20 protein-coding genes are annotated in these 21,554 nt (G+C 62.3%); 12 read left to right on the forward strand and 8 right to left on the reverse strand.

The features are described 5' to 3' along the window. Positions 1–71: 71 nt before the first annotated feature. The 5 genes from JHX87_RS13875 to JHX87_RS13895 are packed head-to-tail and all read right to left on the reverse strand — an operon-like array spanning position 72 to position 5,329. Entirely contained in the window at positions 72–1,019 is a 948-nt protein-coding gene (locus JHX87_RS13875) for a phosphotransferase (protein ID WP_271885640.1), read from the reverse strand. Then, the gene (locus JHX87_RS13880; RefSeq protein WP_271885638.1) at positions 1,016–2,260 is read right to left on the reverse strand and encodes an aspartate aminotransferase family protein; all 1,245 of its coding nucleotides are present in this window, start codon (positions 2,258–2,260) and stop codon (positions 1,016–1,018) included. The genes JHX87_RS13875 and JHX87_RS13880 overlap by 4 nt, the downstream gene beginning before the upstream one ends. Positions 2,261–2,304: 44 nt before the next feature. Continuing rightward, positions 2,305–3,162, reverse strand: coding sequence for an MBL fold metallo-hydrolase (locus JHX87_RS13885; RefSeq protein WP_271885636.1), 858 nt, complete (start codon positions 3,160–3,162; stop codon positions 2,305–2,307). A gap of 13 nt (positions 3,163–3,175) precedes the next feature. Beyond that, on the reverse strand, positions 3,176–4,522 hold the full coding sequence (locus JHX87_RS13890) for an aspartate aminotransferase family protein (protein WP_271885634.1): 1,347 nt from the start codon (positions 4,520–4,522) through the stop codon (positions 3,176–3,178). Between the two features lie 18 nt (positions 4,523–4,540). After that, entirely contained in the window at positions 4,541–5,329 is a 789-nt protein-coding gene (locus JHX87_RS13895) for an IclR family transcriptional regulator (protein ID WP_271885633.1), read from the reverse strand. Positions 5,330–5,443: 114 nt separating this feature from the next. On the opposite strand from JHX87_RS13895, the gene JHX87_RS13900 reads away from it, so the two are divergent. The 5 genes from JHX87_RS13900 to JHX87_RS13920 all read left to right on the forward strand — a co-directional run bounded on the left by JHX87_RS13900 (position 5,444) and on the right by JHX87_RS13920 (position 11,308). Continuing rightward, complete coding sequence (locus JHX87_RS13900) at positions 5,444–6,388, forward strand: tripartite tricarboxylate transporter substrate binding protein (protein WP_271885632.1); 945 nt, start codon at positions 5,444–5,446, stop codon at positions 6,386–6,388. 127 nt (positions 6,389–6,515) lie between these two features. Then, a complete protein-coding gene (locus JHX87_RS13905; RefSeq protein ID WP_271885631.1) occupies positions 6,516–6,995 on the forward strand; it encodes a tripartite tricarboxylate transporter TctB family protein in 480 nt (159 codons plus the stop codon). A gap of 12 nt (positions 6,996–7,007) precedes the next feature. Next, positions 7,008–8,525: a tripartite tricarboxylate transporter permease gene (locus JHX87_RS13910; protein WP_271885630.1), complete on the forward strand. Its 1,518-nt coding sequence runs from the start codon at positions 7,008–7,010 to the stop codon at positions 8,523–8,525. A 5-nt stretch (positions 8,526–8,530) separates the two neighbouring features. After that, a complete protein-coding gene (locus tag JHX87_RS13915) occupies positions 8,531–10,015 on the forward strand; it encodes an aldehyde dehydrogenase (RefSeq protein ID WP_271885629.1) in 1,485 nt (494 codons plus the stop codon). 9 nt (positions 10,016–10,024) lie between these two features. After that, positions 10,025–11,308, forward strand: coding sequence for a Tm-1-like ATP-binding domain-containing protein (locus JHX87_RS13920; RefSeq protein WP_271885628.1), 1,284 nt, complete (start codon positions 10,025–10,027; stop codon positions 11,306–11,308). Here JHX87_RS13920 and hpaR read toward each other — a convergent pair. After that, positions 11,254–11,691, reverse strand: a complete 438-nt coding sequence (gene hpaR, locus JHX87_RS13925) for a homoprotocatechuate degradation operon regulator HpaR (RefSeq protein ID WP_271885627.1) — start codon at positions 11,689–11,691, stop codon at positions 11,254–11,256. The genes JHX87_RS13920 and hpaR overlap by 55 nt on opposite strands. 111 nt (positions 11,692–11,802) lie before the next feature. Here hpaR and JHX87_RS13930 point away from each other — a divergent pair, with 111 nt between their 5' ends. The 6 genes from JHX87_RS13930 to JHX87_RS13955 all read left to right on the forward strand — a co-directional run bounded on the left by JHX87_RS13930 (position 11,803) and on the right by JHX87_RS13955 (position 17,418). Continuing rightward, positions 11,803–12,192, forward strand: a complete 390-nt coding sequence (locus JHX87_RS13930) for a 5-carboxymethyl-2-hydroxymuconate isomerase (protein WP_271885626.1) — start codon at positions 11,803–11,805, stop codon at positions 12,190–12,192. Next, on the forward strand, positions 12,189–13,700 hold the full coding sequence (gene hpaE, locus JHX87_RS13935; protein WP_271885625.1) for a 5-carboxymethyl-2-hydroxymuconate semialdehyde dehydrogenase: 1,512 nt from the start codon (positions 12,189–12,191) through the stop codon (positions 13,698–13,700). The genes JHX87_RS13930 and hpaE overlap by 4 nt, the downstream gene beginning before the upstream one ends. A gap of 100 nt (positions 13,701–13,800) precedes the next feature. Continuing rightward, complete coding sequence (hpaD, locus tag JHX87_RS13940) at positions 13,801–14,784, forward strand: 3,4-dihydroxyphenylacetate 2,3-dioxygenase (RefSeq protein ID WP_271885624.1); 984 nt, start codon at positions 13,801–13,803, stop codon at positions 14,782–14,784. Between the two features lie 195 nt (positions 14,785–14,979). Further along, entirely contained in the window at positions 14,980–15,834 is an 855-nt protein-coding gene (locus JHX87_RS13945) for a fumarylacetoacetate hydrolase family protein (RefSeq protein ID WP_271885623.1), read from the forward strand. Beyond that, complete coding sequence (hpaH, locus tag JHX87_RS13950; RefSeq protein ID WP_271885622.1) at positions 15,831–16,631, forward strand: 2-oxo-hept-4-ene-1,7-dioate hydratase; 801 nt, start codon at positions 15,831–15,833, stop codon at positions 16,629–16,631. The genes JHX87_RS13945 and hpaH overlap by 4 nt, the downstream gene beginning before the upstream one ends. Positions 16,632–16,641: 10 nt before the next feature. Beyond that, positions 16,642–17,418 carry an HpcH/HpaI aldolase/citrate lyase family protein gene (locus JHX87_RS13955; RefSeq protein WP_271885621.1) on the forward strand — a complete coding sequence of 259 codons (777 nt, stop codon included), beginning with the start codon at positions 16,642–16,644 and terminating at the stop codon, positions 17,416–17,418. Between the two features lie 232 nt (positions 17,419–17,650). Here JHX87_RS13955 and JHX87_RS13960 read toward each other — a convergent pair whose 3' ends face one another. Then, the gene (locus JHX87_RS13960) at positions 17,651–18,769 is read right to left on the reverse strand and encodes a class II histone deacetylase (RefSeq protein WP_271885620.1); all 1,119 of its coding nucleotides are present in this window, start codon (positions 18,767–18,769) and stop codon (positions 17,651–17,653) included. After that, a complete protein-coding gene (locus JHX87_RS13965; RefSeq protein ID WP_271885619.1) occupies positions 18,766–20,199 on the reverse strand; it encodes a purine-cytosine permease family protein in 1,434 nt (477 codons plus the stop codon). The genes JHX87_RS13960 and JHX87_RS13965 overlap by 4 nt, the downstream gene beginning before the upstream one ends. A 398-nt stretch (positions 20,200–20,597) precedes the next feature. Between JHX87_RS13965 and JHX87_RS13970 the strand changes: the two genes are divergently transcribed. After that, complete coding sequence (locus JHX87_RS13970; protein ID WP_271885618.1) at positions 20,598–21,539, forward strand: LysR substrate-binding domain-containing protein; 942 nt, start codon at positions 20,598–20,600, stop codon at positions 21,537–21,539. The last annotated feature ends 15 nt before the right edge of the window (positions 21,540–21,554 follow it).

Here is a 21,554-nt window from a genome sequence, read left to right on the forward strand (position 1 = left end):
CGGGAACGAGGCCTGAACCTAGAAAAAACGGTCGACGGTTCGACGTGACGCGACCTCCCTGAACCCAACGATCATGACTGCTGACTTCTCGACAGGTAATTCCGTGCAAGACGGCGTGCTTCACAGATGAATCGGTCGTTTCGCGCTGCTGCGCCGTCTTCTGCGAGGCGGGTGATGTTCCAGCCGACATAGGTTGCGGCGCGGAGGGCGAGGAAGAGGTCGAGGGCGGCAAGGTCAAGCGGCCGCACGGACGCGTAGCCGTCAAGCAGGGCCGACTGCAAGGCCGTGTAATCGGGTTCGGAGCTGTGTTTAAAAAGCGCCGTGGCGATGTCGAAGATCCGGAAGCCGAACCCGCTGTCGTCGAAATCGATGAACCTGACCTGACCCTCATCCACCATCATGTTGAGGCTGACCAGATCCGCGTGGATCAGGCCGTAATCCAGACTGTCCTGCGACTGTTCAAGAACCGTATTCGCCCTGTCGCGGAATGCCAGAAACAGCGCGCGGTCCTTGTCGTCAAGCGCGGGGTTGGCCCAGAAGCGATCCCAGAGCGGGGCGTCGCCCAGCAGGCCCGCGCGGTCCCACGCACAGCGCATGAACCCCCCGGGCAGGGGCCAGGCGTCGGTGACATCATGCATCCGGGCCATGCGGCAGCCGACCTGACGGAAGATCGCCACCCGTTCTGCGCCCGTCGCCCGGGCCAGAGCCTCGGCCACCGTTCCGCCCTGAAGCCAGGTCAGCACATCGACCTGAATGCCGTCGATGACATGCAGCATCCGGCCGCTGGTCGAGGGGATCGGATCCGGCACCTGAATGCCGCCGCGTGCGACCGCGCTCATCAGTTCCAGTTCGGACCAGAGCTCCTGATCGCTGCGATAGCCCTTGCGGTGCAGGCGCAGGGCGTGGCTGACGCCGTTTGCGGTGACGCGATAGAGCGCGTTTTCCCGCGCCGCGACAAGAGCGTATCTGGCGCCCGAAAGCCCCCACAGGGCAAGGGCCTGTTCGACGACAGCGCTCATGGCGCCACCGGGGTTTCGGTCAGCACCTGGTCGAGCGTGTCGAACAGCAGGTCTGCATTTTCGACAGAGAACGGCATCGGGGGCCGGATCTTGAGCGTGTTCATGTAACGGCCCAGTTTGGAATGGATGATCCCGCGATGGCGCATGGCGTTGATCACCCTGTCGGTGAACCCTGTCGCGGGCGCCTTGCTGTCGCGATCCAGCACCATCTCGGCGCCGAAGATCAGGCCAGAGCCGCGGACATCCCCGATCACCTCGTGTCTGGCGGCAAGCGCGTTCAGGCGCGCGCGGGCGTGATCACCCACCCGTTTGGCATGGGCGACAAGATCGCGGTCGGCGATCTCTTGCAGCACGGCCATGGCTGCGGCGCAGGATACGGGGTTGCCGCCGAAGGTGTTGAAATAGCGATAGCCGTCCCGGAAGGCGCTGACGAGATCGCGATCGGCCACCACCCCGCCCACCGGATGCCCGTTGGCCATCGGCTTGCCCAGCGTCATGATATCGGGGACGACGCCCATTTTCTGATGCGCCCACATATGGGTGCCGGTGCGGCCAAAGCCGGACTGGACCTCATCGCAGATCAGAAGCCCGCCGGCATCGCGCACAACCCTGGCGACGGGGCCAAGCCACCCGTCGGGATGGTCGGGGAAGCCTTCGTTCAGGAAATAGGGGCAGATGAGCAGGGCCGCGAAGCCGGTGCCATCCGCCTTCAGCGCGGCGATCTGCGCGGCGACGCGGGCGGCGAATATCGTGCCATCGGGGTCCGGCGCGCGATAGCTGTCGGGGGCCTCTACGAAACGGAAATACTGGCCCAGTCCAAAGCCCACGCCGGGCGCATTCGATGTGCCAAGCTGACTGACCAGCGCCGTATTGCCGTGATAGGTGGCGTCGGTGGCGATGATGCCGCGTTTGCCTGTCACCGCCTCGGCCATGCGCAGGGCGATGTCATTGGCCTCGGATCCCGTGCAGGTCAGGATCGCGGTATTCAGCGAAGCGTCCATCGTGGCGGTCAGCGCCTCGATATAATCAAGAATCCCGTCATGCAGATAGCGCGTATGCGTGTTCAGCGTCGCCGCCTGACGTTGGATCGCCTCGACCACGCGCGGATTGCAATGCCCGACATGCGGGACATTGTTATAGCAATCCAGATATTTGCGCCCCTCGGCATCCCACAGCCAGACACCGTCGCCCTTCACGACATGGACGGGCTCTTCATAGAAGGTCGGCAGGTTCGGGCCCATCAGGCGTGCCCGGTCTGCGAGAAGCTGGTTTATATCCCGCGCCACTAGAGCTCTATCCTGATACCGTCATGGCCAACGAAAAGCGGGCCGTCCCAATGACCGGCGACGGCATCTTGCCAGTCCTGCGCGCCATAGGCGGGATCGTCGGACGGGATCAGATGCGACAGCGCCAGACGCCCGACCCCGGCCCTGGTGGCCGTCCGGGCGGCGTCATGCGCGAAGGTATGCGAGCGCAGCCAATGCGCCATCAGCTTGTCAGAGCCGTTGCCGACGCGTTCCATCAGCCCCGGCAGGGCGGATTCGAGCATGGCTTCGTGGATCAGCAGATCCGCGCCTTTCGCGAAATCTTCCAGCGCTTCGATGGGGGCGGTATCGCCGGAAAACACGACATGGGTGCTGTCCGTCCTGAAGGACAGCGCAAAGGTGTCGATCAGCGGGGGATGTTCGTTGCGGATCGCCGTAACGGTGACGCCGCCACGCTCCATCACCTTGCCCGAATCGATGACGTGGATGGCGACAAGGTCGCGCAGGTCCGGTCGGCCCTCATCCTCGATCCGCAGGTCGATATCGGCCTTCATCGAGGCCAGGAACCCCTCCCAGCAGACGTCGATCCCGGCAGGGCCGTAGATATCGACGCGGCTCTGCAAACCGGCGGTCCAGGCGGTATGCAGCAGCGGCCCCAGTTCAAGATAGTGATCCGAATGCAGGTGGCTGATGAAGATCAGCGACAGGTCTTTCAGCTGCATCCCCTGATCGACCAGCCCGCGCGTGACGCCCAGACCGCAATCCACCACGATCTGCTGCCCGTTCAGGCAGAACAGGTTCGAGGTGGGCATGGATGAACCGGGCCGGATCGCGGGCCCGCCCTTGGTGCCCAGCAGGGCGACGAAATCTTTTGACATGGTGCTTTTCCCCTCAGACGGCCTTCAGGCCGGCGTCCAGCGCCGACAGGATGGTGTTCACATCGTCTTCTGTCAGCACCAGCGGCGGCGACAGGATCAGGTTCGGGCCAGAGATGCGGACCATGGCGCCGGATTGATAGGCGACTTCCTGAACCGTCGTCGCGCTGTCGGCACCGATGGGTTTCTTGGTGGCGCGGTCGCTGACCATTTCGATGGCGGTCATCAGCCCGTGCCCGCCCCGCACGTCGCCGATGATATCGTGCTTTTCCTGCAGCTTCAGGCAGCCCTCATATAGCTGGGTGCCACGGGCGGCGGCATTTTCCACGACATTCAGGCGCTTGGTTTCCGCAAGGCAGGCCAGGGCCGCGGCTGCGCCCACCGGGTGACCGGAATAGGTATAGCCGTGACCGATCCGGGCCTCGGGGTTGTTTTCGAAGACATCGACCATCCGCGCGCCCAGCATCACCGCGCCAAAGGGGAAAAAGCCGTTGGTGATGGCCTTGGCGGTGCACATCATGTCGGGCTGAATGCCCCACAGCCGCGCGCCGGACCATGCGCCGGTGCGGCCATAGGCGGTGATGACCTCATCGGTGATCAGCAGGATGCCATTGCGGTTGCAGATCTCCTGCACCATCGGGGCAAAGGATTTATGCGGCGGGATGACGCCGCCCGCGCCAAGAATCGGCTCCATGATAAAGGCCGCGATGGTGTTGGCACCCTGAAAGGCGATCTCATCCTCAAGCGCGGCGGCGCAAAGCTGTGCCAGCCGCTCGGGGTCCGTTTCGTTGAACGGGTTGCGATAGGTATAGGGGGCGGGGATGTGGAAACAGCCCGGCAGAAGCGGTTCATATGCGGTGCGGAAATTGGCGTTGCCGTTCACCGAGGCGCCGCCCATATGCGTGCCGTGATAGCCCTTCTTGAGGCTGAGGAATTTCGTGCGCCCCGCCTCGCCACGCAGCTTGTGGTATTGCCGCGCCAGACGCAGCGCGGTTTCAACGCTGTCCGATCCGCCAGAGGTAAAGAAGGCGCGCGACAGGCCGTCGGGCGCAAAGAATTCGCTCAGCTCGTAGGACAGCTCGATCACGGCGTCATTGCTGGTGCCCCGGAAGGTCGAATAATAGGGCAGCTTTTCCAGCTGCGCGGCCATGGCATCTTTCACCGGCTGGCAGGAATAGCCCAGATTCACGTTCCACAGCCCGCCGACACCGTCAACGACCGTGTGGCCGTCGATATCGGTAATGGTCACGCCCTTCGCCCCGGTGATGATCTTGGGCGGCTGTTCGGCACTGTCCTGTGGCGAGGTCATCGGGTGCCACATCCGGCGGCCATTCTGCTCTTTCAGGAAGTTCGAGTCTTTCATGATGTGGATCCCATTAAGTTAAATATGTGACAGATGAGTGGCCCAGGCGGCCTCGATACCGGCGGGGACGGTGCCGCCCCAGTTGCGGGTAATCTCGCGGCTGGCCGCGACCAGATGCGCCTTGATCTTGCGCTCCAGTTCCGGGGTGAAGCGGGATGCGACGCTGGCCACGGTGACCGTGCCTGCGAACAGGTCGGAATGGTCGAATATGGGCGCGGAAACGCCGTAGATCTCGGTCTCGTAGGTCTGATTCGCGCAGCTGAAGCCGGTCTTGCGGACGTTGTCGACCAGCGCGGCCAGATCCTCGCGCGTGGTTGGCGTGGTCTCGGTGAAATGTTCAAGATTTGCTGCCGCGATGTCGAACAGCGATTCGGGACCATAGGCCAGCGCGCAGATGCCCGAGGCGGTCGCGTGCAGCGGAAAGGTATTGATGTCGATCACCGCGCGCGTGCCATGCCGGGGCGATTCGTAATCGGCCAGCGCGTAAAGGCTTTCGCCGGACAGCACGGTGACATGCGTGGTTTCTCCGGTCGCCTCTGCAAGCGCGGTCAGGGCCGAAAGCGCGCTTTCCTTTCGTGGCACCGTGCTTTCCCGCAGATAGGCCAGTTGAATGACGCGGGGGCCAAGGCGGTAATGCCGGGTCGCCGGATTCTGTTCAACAAATCCTGCTGTTTCAAGGGCCTGCAGGTGCCGATAGGTCGTGGCCTTGTCCCGCTTTGCAAGCCGGCACAGCTGCGACAGACCGATTTCCGGCCGCGCGGGCGAGAAATAGGACAAGAGCGCAAGTGCTTTGGCGACAGAGGACATGACGACCATCTCATTTCGTCTGGGTTCAAAAAAGTTTGACACAGTATAATTAACAAGGCAATCTTTATTTTGCAACGATGGTTCAATATATGAACCGAATGCAGGGAGGTGGAGATGTCAAATTTCGTGAAATCCGTGACTGCCATGGCGCTGGCCATGACGGCTGCTGCCGGGGTGGCGCAGGCCGAATACCCCGAAAAGCCGGTCGAATTCGTCGTGCCGTGGCCCCCGGGTGATCTGGAGGACGTGCTGACGCGCATGATCGCGGACAAGTTCCAGGAAACCTATGGCGTGCCCGCTGCGGTGGTGAACAAGCCCGGCGGTGGCGGCGGTCCGTTCCCCGGCGCGGTGTCCGTCGCGACGGCCCCGGCCGATGGCTATACCGTCGGCTCTTTCGTGACCGATGTGTCCATCGGCGGCCCGAAGATCGGCATTCCCGAGCTGAGCCCCAACCCGTTCGAGCCGCTGGGAATCTTCCTGACCTATCCCTTTGTCATCGCCGCGGGCAGCAATGCGCCCTATGACGACTGGAATGGCATGGTCGAATACGCCAAGGAAAACGATCTGGTGCTTGGCCATTTCGGCGACCGTCTGCCGCCGACCAAGGTGACCATTGCCGCCGCGCAGGAATCCGGCGTGGAATTCGCATCCAGCGCCGCCTTCGACGCGCTGGATTGCAATACGCTGGCCTCGGGCGATGTCGATGTGATCAATACCACGCTGCAGCAGATCATGCCCTGCGTGAACGACGTCAAGATCCTTGCCTCGATCGGGCGAGAGCGTATCGGCATCACGCCGGACGTTCCCACCGTGCAGGAAATTCACCCCGATCTGTCGCTGTCGCTGTGGAACGGGCTGTTCGTCGCCGCCGATGTGCCGCAGGATGCCCGCGACAAGATCATCGCGGTGGCGCAAGAGGTCATGGCCTCGCCCGAGGCGGCGAAGCTGGCCGAGGATACGGGCGCGCTGATCTACTGGCAGAATGCCGAGGAAGCGACCGCGCAGATCGCGGCCGATACCGAAGCAACCACCAGGATCGAGGACCTGCTGGCCAAGTAAGGCGAAACCAGAACAGCCGGGCAGAGCGATCTGCCCGGCCATGGCAATTTTGCAAACGGGGCTGGCTATGCTTGGCGTAAAAACGCTTCAATCCTTATTCAAACGATACCGCAGGCCCGGCGACATCGTGTTCGCCTGGTTCATGCTGATCGCATCCTTGTTCCTTTTATTACAACTGACAAAACAGACCACGTGGCGCGATGGCGGTGCCCTGCTGACACAGCCGCGCTTCTGGCCCTCGGTGGCGCTTGGCGGGATGGTGATCTTTGCCGCCTTTCACCTGCTGGGCTCTGCCTGTTCCGACCGTATCCGCGGCCGCCGGGAAGAGGTCTGGCTGTGGATCAGATCGCTGGAATATGCGGGCTGGTTCGTCGTCTATGCGCTGGTGGTGCCCTATCTGGGCTATCTGCCGACGACCGTGATCTTTGCCGTCGCGCTGACGCTGCGGCTTGGATACCGCGCGCCCAAGATGCTGATCGCGGCGGCGCTGTCGGCATTGGTGATCGTCGTGCTGTTCAAGACCCTGATGAAGGTGAACCTGCCTTCCGGTATGGCCTATGAGGCGCTGCCAGACGGGCTGCGCCAGATCATGATGACCTATTTCTGATCGGAAAATCTTATGGAAAACCTCCTTGCCGGAGCAGAGATGCTCGCCCGATGGGACGTCGTCATGGCGTTGCTGGTCGGCTCGATAGGTGGCGTGATCATCGGTGCGATTCCGGGCGTCGGGCCTGCGGTCGCGATTGCGATCCTGCTGCCTGCGACATTCGCCATGGATCCCATCGTGGGCCTGACGATGCTGCTTGGGATCTATGGATCCTCGATGTATGGCGGCGCCATTCCGGCCGTCCTGATCAACACGCCGGGAACGGCGGTGAATGCGCTGACCTCTTACGACGGCTATCCGATGACACAGCGCGGCGAAGCGCATCGGGCGGTGTCACTGGCCTATAGCGCGTCCTTCTGGGGCGGGATTTTCGGCATCGGCTGTCTGATCCTGCTGTCGCCGGTTCTGGCCATCGTCGCGCCGATGTTCGGCAGCCGAGAGATCTTTCTGGCCGCGCTTCTGGGGATCATCCTTGTGATCCTGGCGCATCGCGGTCAGATCTTCGCGGCCGGCTTTCTGGCGATGTTCGGCATCTTCCTGCAGACCGTGGGCCTTGACGCGGTGACCTATACGCCGCGCTATACCTTCGGATCTTCCTTCCTCAGTTCCGGGATAAATCTGATCGTGGTGGTGCTGGGTCTTTTCGCGCTGAGCCAGGCATTCTTCCTGCTGACCACGCCCGACAGCAGCCCCGATGCAAGACCGGTGACCGGCAAGATGTCCGCGGGCTTCCGGGAATTGCTTCGGCACAAGCGGGTGGCGACGGTCGCATCCAGCTTTGGCGTGTTGCTGGGCATGATCCCCGGCACGGGCGAATTCACCGCGCAATTCATGAGCTATACCTACGCGCAGAAGACCTCGAAGACGCCGGACGAGTTCGGCAAGGGCTCTCCCGAAGGGCTGATCGCCTCGGAAGCGGCCAATAATGCCGTGCCCGCCGCCGCGATGATCCCGCTTCTAGCGCTTGGCATCCCCGGCGAGGCGTTGACGGCGATGATGCTGTCGGTGTTCTACGTCCATAATGTCATCCCCGGACCGCAGCTTTTCCAGAACAATATCGATCTGGTCTATGGCCTGTATTTCGCGCTGATCGCGCTGAATGTCATCGTGATGGTGTTCCTGCTGTTCTCGACCAACCTGTTGACCAAGATCATCCGCGTCCCCACACGCTTTCTGGGCATGCTGATCCTGCTTCTGTCCTTTGTCGGCGTCTATTCGCTGCGCAACTCGCTGACGGATTGCATGATCGCGGCGGGGTTCGGGGTGCTGGGTTTGATCCTGAAGCGGCTGAACCTGCCGATCGTGCCGATCATTCTGGGTATGGTCCTGGGCGGCATCATGGAGGTCAAGCTGCGCTCTTCGCTGCCGCGCCTGAAAACGCCGTGGGACATGATCGACCGCCCGATCGCCATGATCATCTTCGGGCTGATCCTTCTGGTCATCGGGCTTCATATACGCATGCTGATCAAGGAATGGCGGTCACGCCAGGCCGCGGAAGACCACGATATTCACGATAGCCAGACGAGGTGACCCCAATGGACCAAAGCAAGATCGACGCCCTTCGGGCCAAACCTGTCCCGGCCTTTTCCCACCTGATCGACGGGCGCCATTGCGCCGCGTCCGACGGCGCCACGATGGAGATCATTTCGCCCATCGACGGGCAGGTTCTGACGACGGTCGCCCGTGGCACGGCGAAGGATATGGAGACGGCCATCGCATCCGCGCGCGCCGCCTTTGAAGATCGCCGCTGGGCGGGCCAGCCCCCCGCCGCGCGCAAGAAGGTGATGATGGCATGGGCCGATCTGATCGAGGCCAACGCACTGGAGCTTGCCGTGCTGGGGGTCAGGGACAATGGCACCGAAATCGGCATGGCATTGCGGGCAGAGCCGGGATCGGCCGCCGCCACGATCCGCTATTACGCCGAGGCGCTGGACAAGGTCTATGGTGAGATCGCCCCGACCCAGGGCGATATTCTGGGGCTGGTCCACAAGGAACCGGTCGGTGTCGTCGGCGCGATCATCCCGTGGAACTTTCCGCTGATGATCGGCGCGTGGAAGCTGGGCCCCGCGCTGGCGATGGGCAATTCCGTGGTGCTGAAGCCCGCGGAAACCGCCTCGCTGTCGCTGATGCGGATGGCCGAACTGGCGCTGGAGGCGGGATTGCCGCCGGGCGTGCTGAATGCCGTGACCGGCGAAGGCGCCGTGGTGGGCGAGGCGATGGGCCTGTCGATGGATGTCGATGTGCTGGTCTTTACCGGGTCCGGCGCGACCGGGCGGCGGCTGCTGGAATATTCGGCACGTTCGAACATGAAGCGGGTCTATCTGGAACTGGGCGGCAAATCCCCCAATATCGTCTTTGCCGATGCGCCCGACCTGTCCGAGGCCGCCAAGGTGTCGGCGGCAGGCATTTTCCGCAATGCCGGTCAGGTCTGCGTGGCCGCGTCGCGGCTGTTGGTCGAAGCCTCGATCCATGACGATTTCGTGGCCGAGGTCGTCAAGGCGGCAGAGGCCATGCGCGTGGGCGATCCGCTGCTGGTCGATACGCATATCGGCGCGGTGAATTCGGAAACCCAGCTTCGGCAGAATCTTGGCTTTGTCGATACCGCCCGCGCCGAGGGCGGCGATGTCGTCACCGGCGGCGATCGCATCCTGACCGAGACCGGCGGCTATTACATGGCGCCGACCGTGGTAACCGGGGTTCGCCCCGATGCGACGCTGGCGCAGAAAGAGGTCTTTGGCCCGGTGCTTGGCGTGACGCCCTTCACCTCGGATGACGAGGCGGTGCGCATTGCCAATTCGACGGTCTATGGCCTTGCCGGGGGGATCTGGACCTCGAACCTCAGCCGGACACACCGGATGCTGCGCGACGTGCGCGCGGGGGTGCTGCATGTGAACACCTATGGCGGGCCGGATAACACCGTGCCGCTGGGCGGGATGGGCCAGTCCGGCAACGGGCAGGACAAGTCCCTGCACGCCATCGAGAAATACATCAACCTCAAGACCGCGTGGATCAAGCTCTAGGAGGTGGCGATGGCCGACAAGACCATTCTGGTAATCGGCACCTATGACACCAAGGATGACGAGCTTGCTTTTCTTGCGGATGTGATCCGCGATCAGGGCGGCAAGGTCGTCACCATGGATGTCTCGGTGCTGGGCGATCCCTCCCGGCCCACCGATTATTCCAAGCATGACGTCGCGCAAGAGGGCGGCAGTTCCATCCGCGCGGCCATCGACAGCGGCGACGAAAATCAGGCGATGCAGATCATGGCGCGGGGGGCAAGCCTGCTTGTCGCGCGGCTATATGCACAGGGTGCCTTTGACGGGCTGATCGTTCTGGGCGGAACCATGGGCACCGATCTGGCGCTGGATGTGACGTCGGTGCTTCCGCTGGGGGTGCCGAAATATATCGTCTCGACCGTTGCGTTCTCGCCGCTGATCGACCGCACGAGGCTGGCTGCCGATACGCAAATGATCCTGTGGGCGGGTGGGCTTTACGGGTTGAATTCGGTCTGCAAGGCGTCGTTGAGCCAGGCTGCCGGCGCCGTTCTGGGCGCCGCCCGCGCCGTGCGTCTGCCCGATCCGGACAGGCCCCTGATCGGGATGATGTCGCTGGGCACATCCGCCCTGAAATATGTGATCCCGCTGAAACCGGCGCTGGAAGCGCGCGGCTTCGAGGTCGCCGTCTTTCACGCCACGGGGATGGGCGGGCAGGCCTTTGAGAACCTTGCCGCGCAGGGCGCATTCGCCTGCGTCTTCGATTTCTGCACGCAAGAGCTGGGCAATCACATCAACGGATCAAGCGTATCGGCCGGGCCCGCGCGGCTGACGGCGGCAGGGCTGAACGGCACGCCGCAGCTTGTCGCGCCTGCCTGTTACGAGCTGGTCGATATGGTCGGATGGGACAGCCTGCCCGAAAAATGGGTCGATCACCCGCAGCGCCCCCATAACCGCCTGCTGGTCAGCGTCGTCCTGAACGAAGAAGAGCGGCGCGATGTTGCCCACGCCCATGCCAGGCAGCTTTCGACGGCGAAGGGGCCAACGGCCCTGCTGTTGCCGAGGCATGGTCTGGGCGAATGGGATCGCGAGGGGGCCGATCTGCACGATCCGGCCGGTCTGGCGCAGTTCTTCAACGACCTCGCCGCGGCGCTGCCGGATAATGTCGAGGCGCATTGGATCGACGGCCATATCAACGATGCGGTCTTTGCCGACAAGGCGCTGGAGATTTTCGATGCCTGGTGCGCCGCTGGAACGGTGACGCCTCAGTCGCGCAGGCCGGGATCAAGCAGTGCCAGCAGGTCAAGCAGCGTCTCGTAATTTTCGGCGCCCAATGTGGTCTTGAAGCCCTGAACGATCTGCGCCGCGCGATCCGAGTGATCGTCGATGATCTTCTGCCCCTCGGGCGTGATCTCGATCAACTGGCGTCGCCGGTCCACATCGTCGCGGGTCTGGGTGATCAGCCCTTTCTCGCGCAGGGTCACGGCCATGCGCGTCAGGCTGGGAAACAGCAGGCTGGCGCGATCGGCCAGCGTCTTGGTGTCCAACTGCCCATGTTCGGACAGTACGCGCAGCACGCGCCACTGCTGTTCGGTGATCCCCGTCTCCGCCAGCATGTCGCGGATCGGCGCCATCACCCCTTCACGCGCGCGGATCAGCGCGATGGGCAGGGATCGGGTCGTCGAAGGCAGTTTGGGCGTCATGCGGACCTCGGAGAATATTTCTGAAAATTCACATGCACCGAGAACCAGCTCTTGACAACCATGCCGGTAATCAATTAACTTAGCAATAATTAACATGTTAAGGAAAATGGGATGCCGCATTTCCACATCGACTATTCGGCCAACCTCGAAGAGGTCGTGGATATGGCGGCCCTGTGCGAAGCCATCCGCGCCGAGGCGTCGCGGATCGAGGCCTTTCCCATGCCCGGCATCCGTGTCCGCGCGACATGCGTGGATCACTGGGCGATGGCGGATGGCGATCCGAAGCATGGCTTCATCGACCTGTCCATTCGCCTGCGCGAAGGCCGGCCGGACGATGTAAAGAAAGATGCCGTGACGCGCATCTTTGCGACTCTCAAGGATTTCCTCGCACCTGCGATGGAAACCCGTTCCATCGCACTCTCGGCAGAGATGCGGGATATCAACGCCGACCTTTCCCCGAAATTCGGGACGGTCCGTCGCCACCTGGAGGGCAAGGCATGACTGTACTCGACGACAATATCGCAAAACTGAACGGCTATCTGCAGCGGTTCCGCGACACCGGCATCCTGAACCGGATCGCGGGCGCGGATGTTCCGGGCGCGGCGGGTGTTTTCGAAAACATCACCCCCGTGGACAGAAGCGTCATCTGTGAGGTGGCTCATGGCGATGCCACGGATATCGACGCGGCGGCGCGCGCGGCCCATGCCGCCTTCACCGACTGGCGCGACATGCCCGCGCTGGAGCGCAAGAAGATCCTGATTCGCGTGGCCGAGGGGATCGAGGCGCGGGCCGAGGAAATCGCCCTCTGCGAATGCTGGGACACCGGCCAGACGCTGAAATTCATGTCCAAGGCCGCCCTGCGCGGGGCCGAAAACTTTCGCTATTTCGCCGATCAGGTGGTGCGGGCGCGCGACGGCCAGCATCTGAAATCGCCGACGCTGATGAATGTGACCACCCGCGTTCCCATCGGGCCGGTGGGCGTGATCACGCCCTGGAACACGCCGTTCATGCTGTCGACCTGGAAGATCGCGCCTGCCTTGGCCGCCGGCTGCACGGTCGTGCACAAACCGGCAGAGGCCTCGCCCCTGACGGCGCGGCTGCTGGTCGAGATCGCGGAAGAGGCGGGGCTGCCGCCGGGCGTCCTGAACACGGTCAACGGATTCGGCGAAGGCGCGGGCAAGGCGCTGTGCGAACATCCGCTGATCAAGGCGATCGCCTTTGTCGGTGAAAGCCGCACCGGCTCTTTGATCGTGAAACAGGGGGCCGATACGCTGAAGCGCAATCACCTTGAACTGGGCGGCAAGAACCCGGTGATCGTGTTTGAAGATGCCGATCTGGACCGCGCGCTGGATGCGGTGATCTTCATGATCTATTCGATCAATGGCGAACGCTGCACCTCTTCGTCGCGCCTGCTGGTTCAGGACAGCATCCGCGAAGAATTCGAAGACAAGCTGATCGCCCGCGTGAACAGCATCAAGGTCGGTCATCCGCTGGACCCCTCGACCGAGATCGGTCCGCTGGTCACGGAAGAGCATTTCAAGAAGGTCACCAGCTATTTCGACATCGCTACCGAGGATGGCGCGACCGTCGCGGCAGGTGGTAAGACCGTTGGCGACGAAGGCTATTTCGTGCGCCCGACGCTTTTCACCAATGCCAGCAACCAGATGCGTATCGCGCAGGAAGAGATTTTTGGCCCGGTGCTGACCTCGATCCCCTTCAAGACCGAGGAAGAGGCATTGCAGATCGCAAATGACATTCCCTACGGCCTGACCGGCTATCTGTGGACCAATGACCTGACCCGCGCCCTGCGCTTTACCGACAGGCTGGAGGCCGGCATGATCTGGGTGAATTCCGAAAATGTCCGCCATCTGCCGACGCCGTTCGGCGGGGTCAAGGCCAGCGGCATTGGCCGCGATGGCGGCGACTGGTCCTTTGAATTCTATATGGAGCAAAAGCATGTCGGCTTTGCCACCGGCCAGCACAAGATCACCCGGCTTGGGGCGGGATGAGCGGAAAGGCCATCCCATCCGCCGCGCCCTGCCGCGCCCTGACTGCCTGCATCTACATTCCCTGTGACATTATCTGAATCCCGGATCTGAGGAGAATCCAATGCCCGTTCCCGCACCGAACCTTTATCCCGATTTCAATACCATCCGCCTGAGCCATGTCTGTCTGAACGTCAAAGACCTGGCCGCGTCGCGCAAGTTCTATACCGACATCCTTGGCCTTCAGGTCACGGATGAGGATGACAGCCGCATCTATCTGCGCGCGATGGAAGAGCGCGGGCACCACTGTGTGATCCTGCAGAAATCCGACCAGCCCGGCACTGTCGAGGTGATGGGTTTCAAGACCTTCGACGAAGACGATCTGGACCGCGCCGAGGCCTATTTCAAGGCAAAGGGCCGCCCGACCGAGTGGGTCGAACGCCCCTATCAGGGCCGCACGCTGCTGACCTCGGACAATATCGGCATTCCGCTGGAATTTTATCACAAGATGGACCGGCTGGCGCCGATCCATCAGAAATATGCCCTGTATCGCGGGGTCAAGCCGCTGCGGATCGACCATTTCAACTGCTTCACGCATGATGTCGATGCATCTGTCGCCTTCTATTCGGATTTCGGCTTCCGCGTGACCGAATATACCGAGGATGAGGACAGCAAGAAGCTGTGGGCCGCCTGGCTGCATCGCAAGGGCGGCGTGCATGACATGGCCTTTACCAACGGCACCGGCCCGCGCATGCATCACGTTGCCTTCTGGGTGCCGACGCCTCTGAATATCATCGACCTGCTGGATCTGATGTCCACCACCGGCTATGTCAGCAATATCGAGCGCGGTCCGGGCCGTCACGGGATCTCGAACGCGTTCTTCCTTTACGTGCTTGACCCCGATGGCCACCGGATCGAGATCTATTGCTCGGATTACCAGACGGTCGACCCGGATCTTGAGCCGATCAAATGGGACCTGAAGGATCCGCAGCGCCAGACGCTGTGGGGCGCACCGGCCCCCGAAAGCTGGTTCAAGCATGGCACGACATTTGCCGGCGTCGAGACAAAGGACTCTGCGCTGGCGGCCAGTCCCATCATCGCGCCCTGATCGGGTTGAACCTGACAGATCCGGCGGTTTCATGGCAGGCCCTGCCTGCCCGAGGCCGCCGGATCGGGGCCGCCTAATCGGGACCGGTGCGAAAGGGGTCGTGGCCCGCTGCAAGACGGCGACCGGCCACGCCCCGGAAACCCGGGCCATATGAAACGACAAAGGCGGCATCTTTGCCGCGACAGGGGTTAGAAAATGCGCTTTGCGACCTATTCCGCCGATGGTGAAACCTTCTACGGCGCCGTGACCGATGCGGGCATGATCGCCCTGAACGATACCTTTCCGCAATGGCCAAGCCTGCTGGATGCGGTTCGGGCCGATGGTCTGGGGCAGCTGGAACAGGCCGCACAGGGCAGGCCGGTCAGCCATACCGATTTCCAATACGACATGGTCCTGCCCAATGCGCGCCGCATCCTGTGCGTCGGGGTGAATTTTCCCGACCGGAATGCCGAATACAAGGATGGCAGCGCGCAGCCGAAATACATGTCGCTGTTTCCACGCTTTGCCAGCGGTTTTACCGGCCATGACCGCCCGCTGATCCGCCCGCCGGAAAGTCCACAACTGGATTACGAGGGCGAGGTCGCCATCGTGATCGGCAAGGGCGGGCGGCGCATTGCGCAGGCCGATGCCTATGACCACATCGCCGCGCTGACCCTGTGCAACGAAGGTACCATCCGCGATTGGGTGCGCCATGCGAAATTCAACGTCACGCAGGGCAAGAACTGGGACAATTCCGGCTCTATCGGGCCGTGGCTCGTGCCATTTACCGATGCGGCGCAACTGGACGATGCCCGCATCGTCACCCGCGTGAATGGCGAAGTCCGGCAGGATGATGTCCTCAGCCGCATGATGCACCCGATCCGGCGAGAGATCGAATATATCTCGACCTTCATGACCTTGCAGCCCGGTGATATCATCGTGACGGGCACGCCGACAGGATCGGGCGCGCGGCTTGATCCGCCGCAATTCCTGAAGCCCGGCGATGTGGTCGAGGTCGAGGTGAACGGCATCGGCATCTTGCGCAACACGGTCGAGGACGAAGCGATATGACACCTCAGGATCACGCCCAGGCCGCCGCCGATCTGCTGAAGGCCGAAGAAACCGGCACACAGATCGGCCTGCTCAGCGCGCGTTACCCCAAGATGACGATGGACGATGCCTATGCGGTTCAGAACGCCATCTCCCGGGCCAAGCTGGATCAGGGGCGCAAGGTGATCGGCTGGAAAATCGGCCTGACCTCGAAGGCGATGCAATATGCGCTGAATATCGATATCCCCGATAGCGGCATCCTGTTCGATGACATGCTGTTTCACGATGGCGCGCAGGTGCCCAAGGGCCGCTTCATCCAGCCCCGCATCGAGGCAGAGATCGCCTTTGTGATGAAATCGGCGGTTGGCGGTCTTGACGTCACGCGCGACGATATCATCGCGGCAACGGATTATGTCGCACCATCGCTTGAGATCCTGGACACAAGGATCGTCCGGGTCGATGAGGCGACCGGCAAGGCGCGCACCGTACTGGACACGATCAGCGACAATGCCGCCAATGCGGGTGTTGTGCTGGGCCCGCAGCGGCACCCGGTCGATGCTTTCGATCTGCGTTGGGTCGGCGCGATCACATCGCGGAATGGCGAGGTCGAGGAAACCGGCCTTGGGGCCGGCGTGCTGAACGATCCGGTGGAAAGCGTCGTCTGGCTTGCCCGTCGCATGGCGCAATATGGTCAGACGATCGAGCCCGGACAGATCATCCTGTCGGGTAGCTTCATCCGCCCCGTCGAAGCCCCGCCCGGCGCGCAGATCGCCGCCGATTTCGGCGCCTTCGGCCATGTCGCCATCTCTTTCGCGTAAGGATTGACCCATGCCCGCACCCGTAAACCCGTTCAAACACGCCATTGCCAGTGGTCAGCTGCAGCTGGGATGCTGGCTGGGTCTGGCCGATCCCTATATTGCCGAGATCAGCGCGGGTGCCGGGTTTGACTGGCTGCTGGTCGATGGCGAGCATGCACCCAACGATCTGCGCTCGATTGTGGCGCAGCTGCAGGTGATCGCGGCGCGCGACAGCCATGCGGTCGTGCGCCCGCCCATCGGCGAAACCTGGATCATCAAGCAATTGCTGGACGCGGGCGCGCAAAGCCTGCTGATCCCGATGGTCGAAACGGCAGGTCAGGCGCGGGCGCTGGTCGATGCGGTGACCTATCCGCCCCATGGCGTTCGCGGCGTCGGCTCGGCCCTGGCCCGCGCGTCCGATTTCGCAGCGATTGGCGATTACCTGACGACCGCCCGGCAAGAGATCTGCCTTCTTGCGCAGGTGGAAAACCGAAAAGGCCTTGAGGCGCTGGACGAGATCCTGTCGGTCGATGGCCTTGATGGCGTCTTCATCGGTCCGTCGGATCTGGCGGCGGATATGGGATTTCTTGGTCAGGCAGGCGCGGCAGACGTAAAGGCTGCGGTGCTGTCCGCCATCGAAAAGATCGTGGCTTCGGGCAAGGCTGCGGGCATCCTTACGCTCGACACCGAATTGCAGCGGCAGTGCCGGGATCTGGGGGCAAGCTTCATCGCCACGGAAATCGACGTGACCCTGTTCGCCCGCAATATGCGCGCTGCCGCCAGAACCGCGGCAGAGCATCTGCGCTGAGCGCTTCGTGGGGGCCAGAAGGCAAGGCCGCAAACAGACAGGCGGTCAGATGGGCGGCCAACCGTTCCTGACAGTGCGGCGTCGCGACGGGCAGGTCCGCCTTTCCGCGCGCCGATGAAGCCATGCTCCACGCAGGCCAACGGGACGCCATCCGCCGGTTCGGGTCAGGCTGAGCGAACCGGGGGGCGGGGCGCCTACCCGTGATCGTCACGAAAGCCGAAGCGCGGGCGGATCAGCCCAGACCAAGCTCTTTTGCGATATCATCGACGATCTGGCGTTGGTATCTTGTCACGCGGTCCGAGGGTTGCTGACCGATGAAAATCTCCTCGAACGGATCGACGACCTCGGTACGAATACCGGAAAGCGCCTCCATCACGGCAAGGCCGCAAAACGGCACAACGGATTCCGCATAGCCACCTTCATGCACCGCGACCAGCCGACCCCCGCAGATCTGGTCGGCTTCTGTCATCAGCATGGCGGTCATCTCTCTGTAAGAGCCGCTATGCAGCATCTGGCGCGCCAGCGGATCGACCGTGTTGGCGTCCAGGCCACTGGCGATGATGATCATGTCGGGCGCGTAATCTCGGATGGCGGGAAGGACGATCTGCTGCATCGCATAAAGATATGCGTCATGTCCCGACCCCGGCGGCATCGGGATATTCAGGTTGAAACCAGCGCCGCGCCCTTGGCCGCGTTCACCCACGCCTCCGCTGTTCAACGGAAAGCAGTTTTCCTGATGGATCGAGATCGTCAGAACGTCATCCCGGTCGTAGAAAATCGACTGGGTGCCGTTGCCGTGATGCACGTCCCAGTCAAAAACGACCACACGACCCAGGCCCATTTCTGCCTTGGCGGCCTCGATTGCGATGGCAATATTCGCCAGCAGGCAGAAGCCCATGCCCTGATCGCGGAGGCAATGGTGCCCGGGCGGCCGCGAAAGCGAATAAGCGTTGCGCAGCTTGCCGTCCAGAACGTCCAGAACAGCGCGCTTGGCCAGACCCGCCGACAGACAGGCGATCTCGTACCCGCCATGAGAAAAGACCGCCTCGTGACCTATTTCACCACCGCGACCGTCGCTGAGCGATTTGAAGCGATCAACATAGCTTGCCGGATGCACGCGCAGCAGATCCTCGCGTGTCGCGGGCGGGGCCGAGTTCACCGCCAGTTGCGGCGTCAGACCCGACACATCCAGCAGCGATTTAAAACGGCGCTTCGATTCCGGGGATTCTGGATGACTTGCGCCCGCCATGGGCTGAAGCCACGGCCCCATCGGCAGGAAAAGAACAGCCTCGCCGGTCGTGTGCCACAGGCAAAGCTCGTCATGGTAAAATCCGGTTCCGGGCCTGCTCATTTCGCCACCTCGCCGGTCTGAAGCGACGGCTGTTCATGATCCTGTTGCGGCGCGGACCTGCGGGCAATCAGGTAATAGGCGCCGCCCGAGACGATCAGCCCCACGATCCACGCGATATCCACCCCGCCAAGATCATCCACCAGAAATCCGGTATAGGCGCCGGTCGCCACGAAGGGAAGCTGCACGGCGACACCGATCACATAGAGGGTCAGGGCAACGACATTCCAGTTGCCGTAACGACCGCCACCCGGAATGAAGAACTCATTGACCGCATAATGCCCGCGACGAACGACATAGTAGTCAACCAGATTGATCGCCGACCAGGGGATGAGGATATACAGCATCCAGGTGATGAAATCGTAGAAGAAGGCAAGGAAGTTCGACTGCGCCGCCAGCGCAATTGCCAGACCGCAGATATGGATCGCGACAGTCACCACCAGACGGCTGGTCAGTCCGGGCATCCAGCCGGGACGAAACGTCTCGGCAACGCTCAGCGCACAAAGGGCGCTGCAATAGGTGTTGACGCTGTTATATGCGGCGGTCGCCAGCGCAAAGCCCAGCAACACAACCGGCCCGGCCGACCCGATAAGCGAATTCAGCGCCGACATCGTGTCCTCGGACCGCGTGATCGCGCCAACTGAAGCGCCAAGGACCATCAGCAGGACAGAGCTTGTCACGCAACCGCCATAGGTGCCCCAAAATGCGCCCTTCGCCCCCGTATCGGCGGGCATATAGCGCGAATAGTCAGAGACATAGGGCGAATAGGCGATCTGCCAGACGGCACCGATCGCAAACATCGACAGGAAACCGGGCAGGGTGAATTGCCCACCGCTCCAATCATATGTGGCGGTGTCATTGATCACGAAGATCCAGAGGAATGACAGGGCGACAAGCGAGCCCACGATCAGCGCGCTGGCAATCGTGACCCAACGCAGCACCTTGTACCCTATGGATGCGACGATCAGGCTGGTCAGCGTGGCCAGTATCAGGACCAGGGTGCTGTCGACGTCAGGCAGGATGGATCCGAAAGCCTGTGCGATGATCACAAGGTTTGATGCGAAGAAACCGATGAACATCCCCACTGCCAGAACTGCAATGATCGCGGCGCCATACATGCCGAACTGACCGCGCGCCTGAAGAAGCTGAGGCACGCCAAGTTGCGGCCCCTGTGCTGCGTGAAGCGCCATCACCACGCCGCCGACCACATTTCCCAGCACGATTGCCAGAATCGCCCAGCCGATGGGAAGGCCAAGGCCCAGCGTCGCCAGCGCACCCGTCACCACGGTCAGGGGCGACATGTTCATCCCGAACCAGATCCCGAACAGGTCACGGACGCTGCCGAAGCGTTCATTTTCGGGAATTGGACCGATTGTGCGGGTCTCAAGCGCGAAATCGCTGCCAGTGTCGTTGGGATCACGGCTTTCTTGCATTAAAACTACTCCCGTCGGGTGGGTTTGCGGGTGAATGAAAAACAGTCATGCAACTTGCAAAGGACGGTATCCCGCCGCCAGAGGCCCGGAAAAGGCGTATTAACCTTGGCTTTGGTAAGGGGAAAACTAACCAGTGGCCGGGCGAGGTGACGCCTGGGTGCCGGTCGTTCCCCGAAGGTGACCAGAGCCTGGTCTGATATGTCTGAATTGCATAGGCCCGGCGACGTGAAATGCGGTGGTCACGGCCTGTCCGCTTGCGCCGGATGGGAAATCAGGTCAATAATTACAGACGCTTACCTTGCCCAACCGAAAGCGATGGCGTTAAGCGCGGCTCGGCTTTGTGTTGCGCCGCGCCCGAGGGTGAGAGCGTAGAAGATCTTTGCCGCAGAGGAAGCCCGATGCCGCTTCGTTATACGCTGAGACAGCTGGAATATTTCGTGGCGGTCGGTGAAACCGGCAGCGTCGCGGCGGCGTCCCAGCAGGTGAATGTGTCGTCGCCGTCGATCTCGGCCGGTGTGTCGCAGTTGGAGGATGAGCTTGGGGTCGAGCTGTTCGTGCGTCACCACGCCCAGGGGCTGACGCCGACATTGGCCGGGCAGAAGCTGCTGGATCACGCAAAGCTGGTTCTGCGTCAGGCGGCGGCGCTGCGCGATCTGGCGGGGGATCTGTCGGGGTCGATCAGGGGGCCGATGTCGGTGGGCTGTCTCAGCAGCTTCGCGCAGGTGGTCCTGCCCGGCCTTCGGCGCAGCTTCATCGAGAAATATGTCGATGTTCGCATCACGCAAGTCGAGGCCGATCAGTCCGAATTGTTCAGCCTGCTGCGGCGCGCGAAAATCGACATGGCGCTGACCTATGATCTGGAGGTGCCGCGCGACCTTCGTTTCACGCCGGTCATCGAACTTCCGCCCATGGTCGCGCTGTGCGACACGCATCCGCTGGCGCAATTGCCCTCGATCCCGGTCGAGCAGCTTGCACCCCATCCGATGGTGCTGCTGGATCTGCCCCACAGCGCGGATTATTTCCTGTCGTTTTTCGGCAAGGCCGGGGTCAAGGCCAATATCGCGGAACGGACGCGCGACATGGCGGTGATGCGCAGTCTGGTCGCCAACGGGTTCGGCTATTCGATTGTCAACATGCGGCCGCTTCAGGATCTGGCGCCCGATGGCAAGCCGCTGCGATTTGTCCCGCTGAGCGGCGATCAGCGGTCGATGAAGCTGGGTCTTCTGACGGCCTCTGGCAATGAGCGGACCGAATTGCACAAGGCGTTTCAGGCCCATGCGCAGGATTGGATCAAGGCGCATACCGGCCAGTTGTTCAGCGGCCGGTCAGCGCCGGTCTGACAGGATGCGGGCGGA

Origin of the sequence: Paracoccus fistulariae, from assembly GCF_028553785.1 — a bacterium.
In the GTDB taxonomy this organism is placed as follows: domain Bacteria; phylum Pseudomonadota; class Alphaproteobacteria; order Rhodobacterales; family Rhodobacteraceae; genus Paracoccus; species Paracoccus fistulariae.

Excerpts from the sequence above, each read along its gene's own strand:
- JHX87_RS13895 (WP_271885633.1), bottom strand. The coding sequence starts at position 5,329 with ATGTCCTCTGTCGCCAAAGCACTTGCGCTCTTGTCCTATTTCTCGCCC.
- JHX87_RS13890 (WP_271885634.1), bottom strand. The coding sequence starts at position 4,522 with ATGAAAGACTCGAACTTCCTGAAAGAGCAGAATGGCCGCCGGATGTGG.
- JHX87_RS13945 (WP_271885623.1), top strand. The coding sequence starts at position 14,980 with ATGCGCTTTGCGACCTATTCCGCCGATGGTGAAACCTTCTACGGCGCC.
- hpaD (WP_271885624.1), top strand. The coding sequence starts at position 13,801 with ATGCCCGTTCCCGCACCGAACCTTTATCCCGATTTCAATACCATCCGC.
- hpaE (WP_271885625.1), top strand. The coding sequence starts at position 12,189 with ATGACTGTACTCGACGACAATATCGCAAAACTGAACGGCTATCTGCAG.
- JHX87_RS13900 (WP_271885632.1), top strand. The coding sequence starts at position 5,444 with ATGTCAAATTTCGTGAAATCCGTGACTGCCATGGCGCTGGCCATGACG.
- JHX87_RS13915 (WP_271885629.1), top strand. The coding sequence starts at position 8,531 with ATGGACCAAAGCAAGATCGACGCCCTTCGGGCCAAACCTGTCCCGGCC.
- hpaH (WP_271885622.1), top strand. The coding sequence starts at position 15,831 with ATGACACCTCAGGATCACGCCCAGGCCGCCGCCGATCTGCTGAAGGCC.
- hpaR (WP_271885627.1), bottom strand. The coding sequence starts at position 11,691 with ATGACGCCCAAACTGCCTTCGACGACCCGATCCCTGCCCATCGCGCTG.
- JHX87_RS13910 (WP_271885630.1), top strand. The coding sequence starts at position 7,008 with ATGGAAAACCTCCTTGCCGGAGCAGAGATGCTCGCCCGATGGGACGTC.
- JHX87_RS13875 (WP_271885640.1), bottom strand. The coding sequence starts at position 1,019 with ATGAGCGCTGTCGTCGAACAGGCCCTTGCCCTGTGGGGGCTTTCGGGC.
- JHX87_RS13885 (WP_271885636.1), bottom strand. The coding sequence starts at position 3,162 with ATGTCAAAAGATTTCGTCGCCCTGCTGGGCACCAAGGGCGGGCCCGCG.
- JHX87_RS13960 (WP_271885620.1), bottom strand. The coding sequence starts at position 18,769 with ATGAGCAGGCCCGGAACCGGATTTTACCATGACGAGCTTTGCCTGTGG.
- JHX87_RS13965 (WP_271885619.1), bottom strand. The coding sequence starts at position 20,199 with ATGCAAGAAAGCCGTGATCCCAACGACACTGGCAGCGATTTCGCGCTT.
- JHX87_RS13955 (WP_271885621.1), top strand. The coding sequence starts at position 16,642 with ATGCCCGCACCCGTAAACCCGTTCAAACACGCCATTGCCAGTGGTCAG.
- JHX87_RS13930 (WP_271885626.1), top strand. The coding sequence starts at position 11,803 with ATGCCGCATTTCCACATCGACTATTCGGCCAACCTCGAAGAGGTCGTG.
- JHX87_RS13970 (WP_271885618.1), top strand. The coding sequence starts at position 20,598 with ATGCCGCTTCGTTATACGCTGAGACAGCTGGAATATTTCGTGGCGGTC.
- JHX87_RS13920 (WP_271885628.1), top strand. The coding sequence starts at position 10,025 with ATGGCCGACAAGACCATTCTGGTAATCGGCACCTATGACACCAAGGAT.
- JHX87_RS13880 (WP_271885638.1), bottom strand. The coding sequence starts at position 2,260 with ATGGGCCCGAACCTGCCGACCTTCTATGAAGAGCCCGTCCATGTCGTG.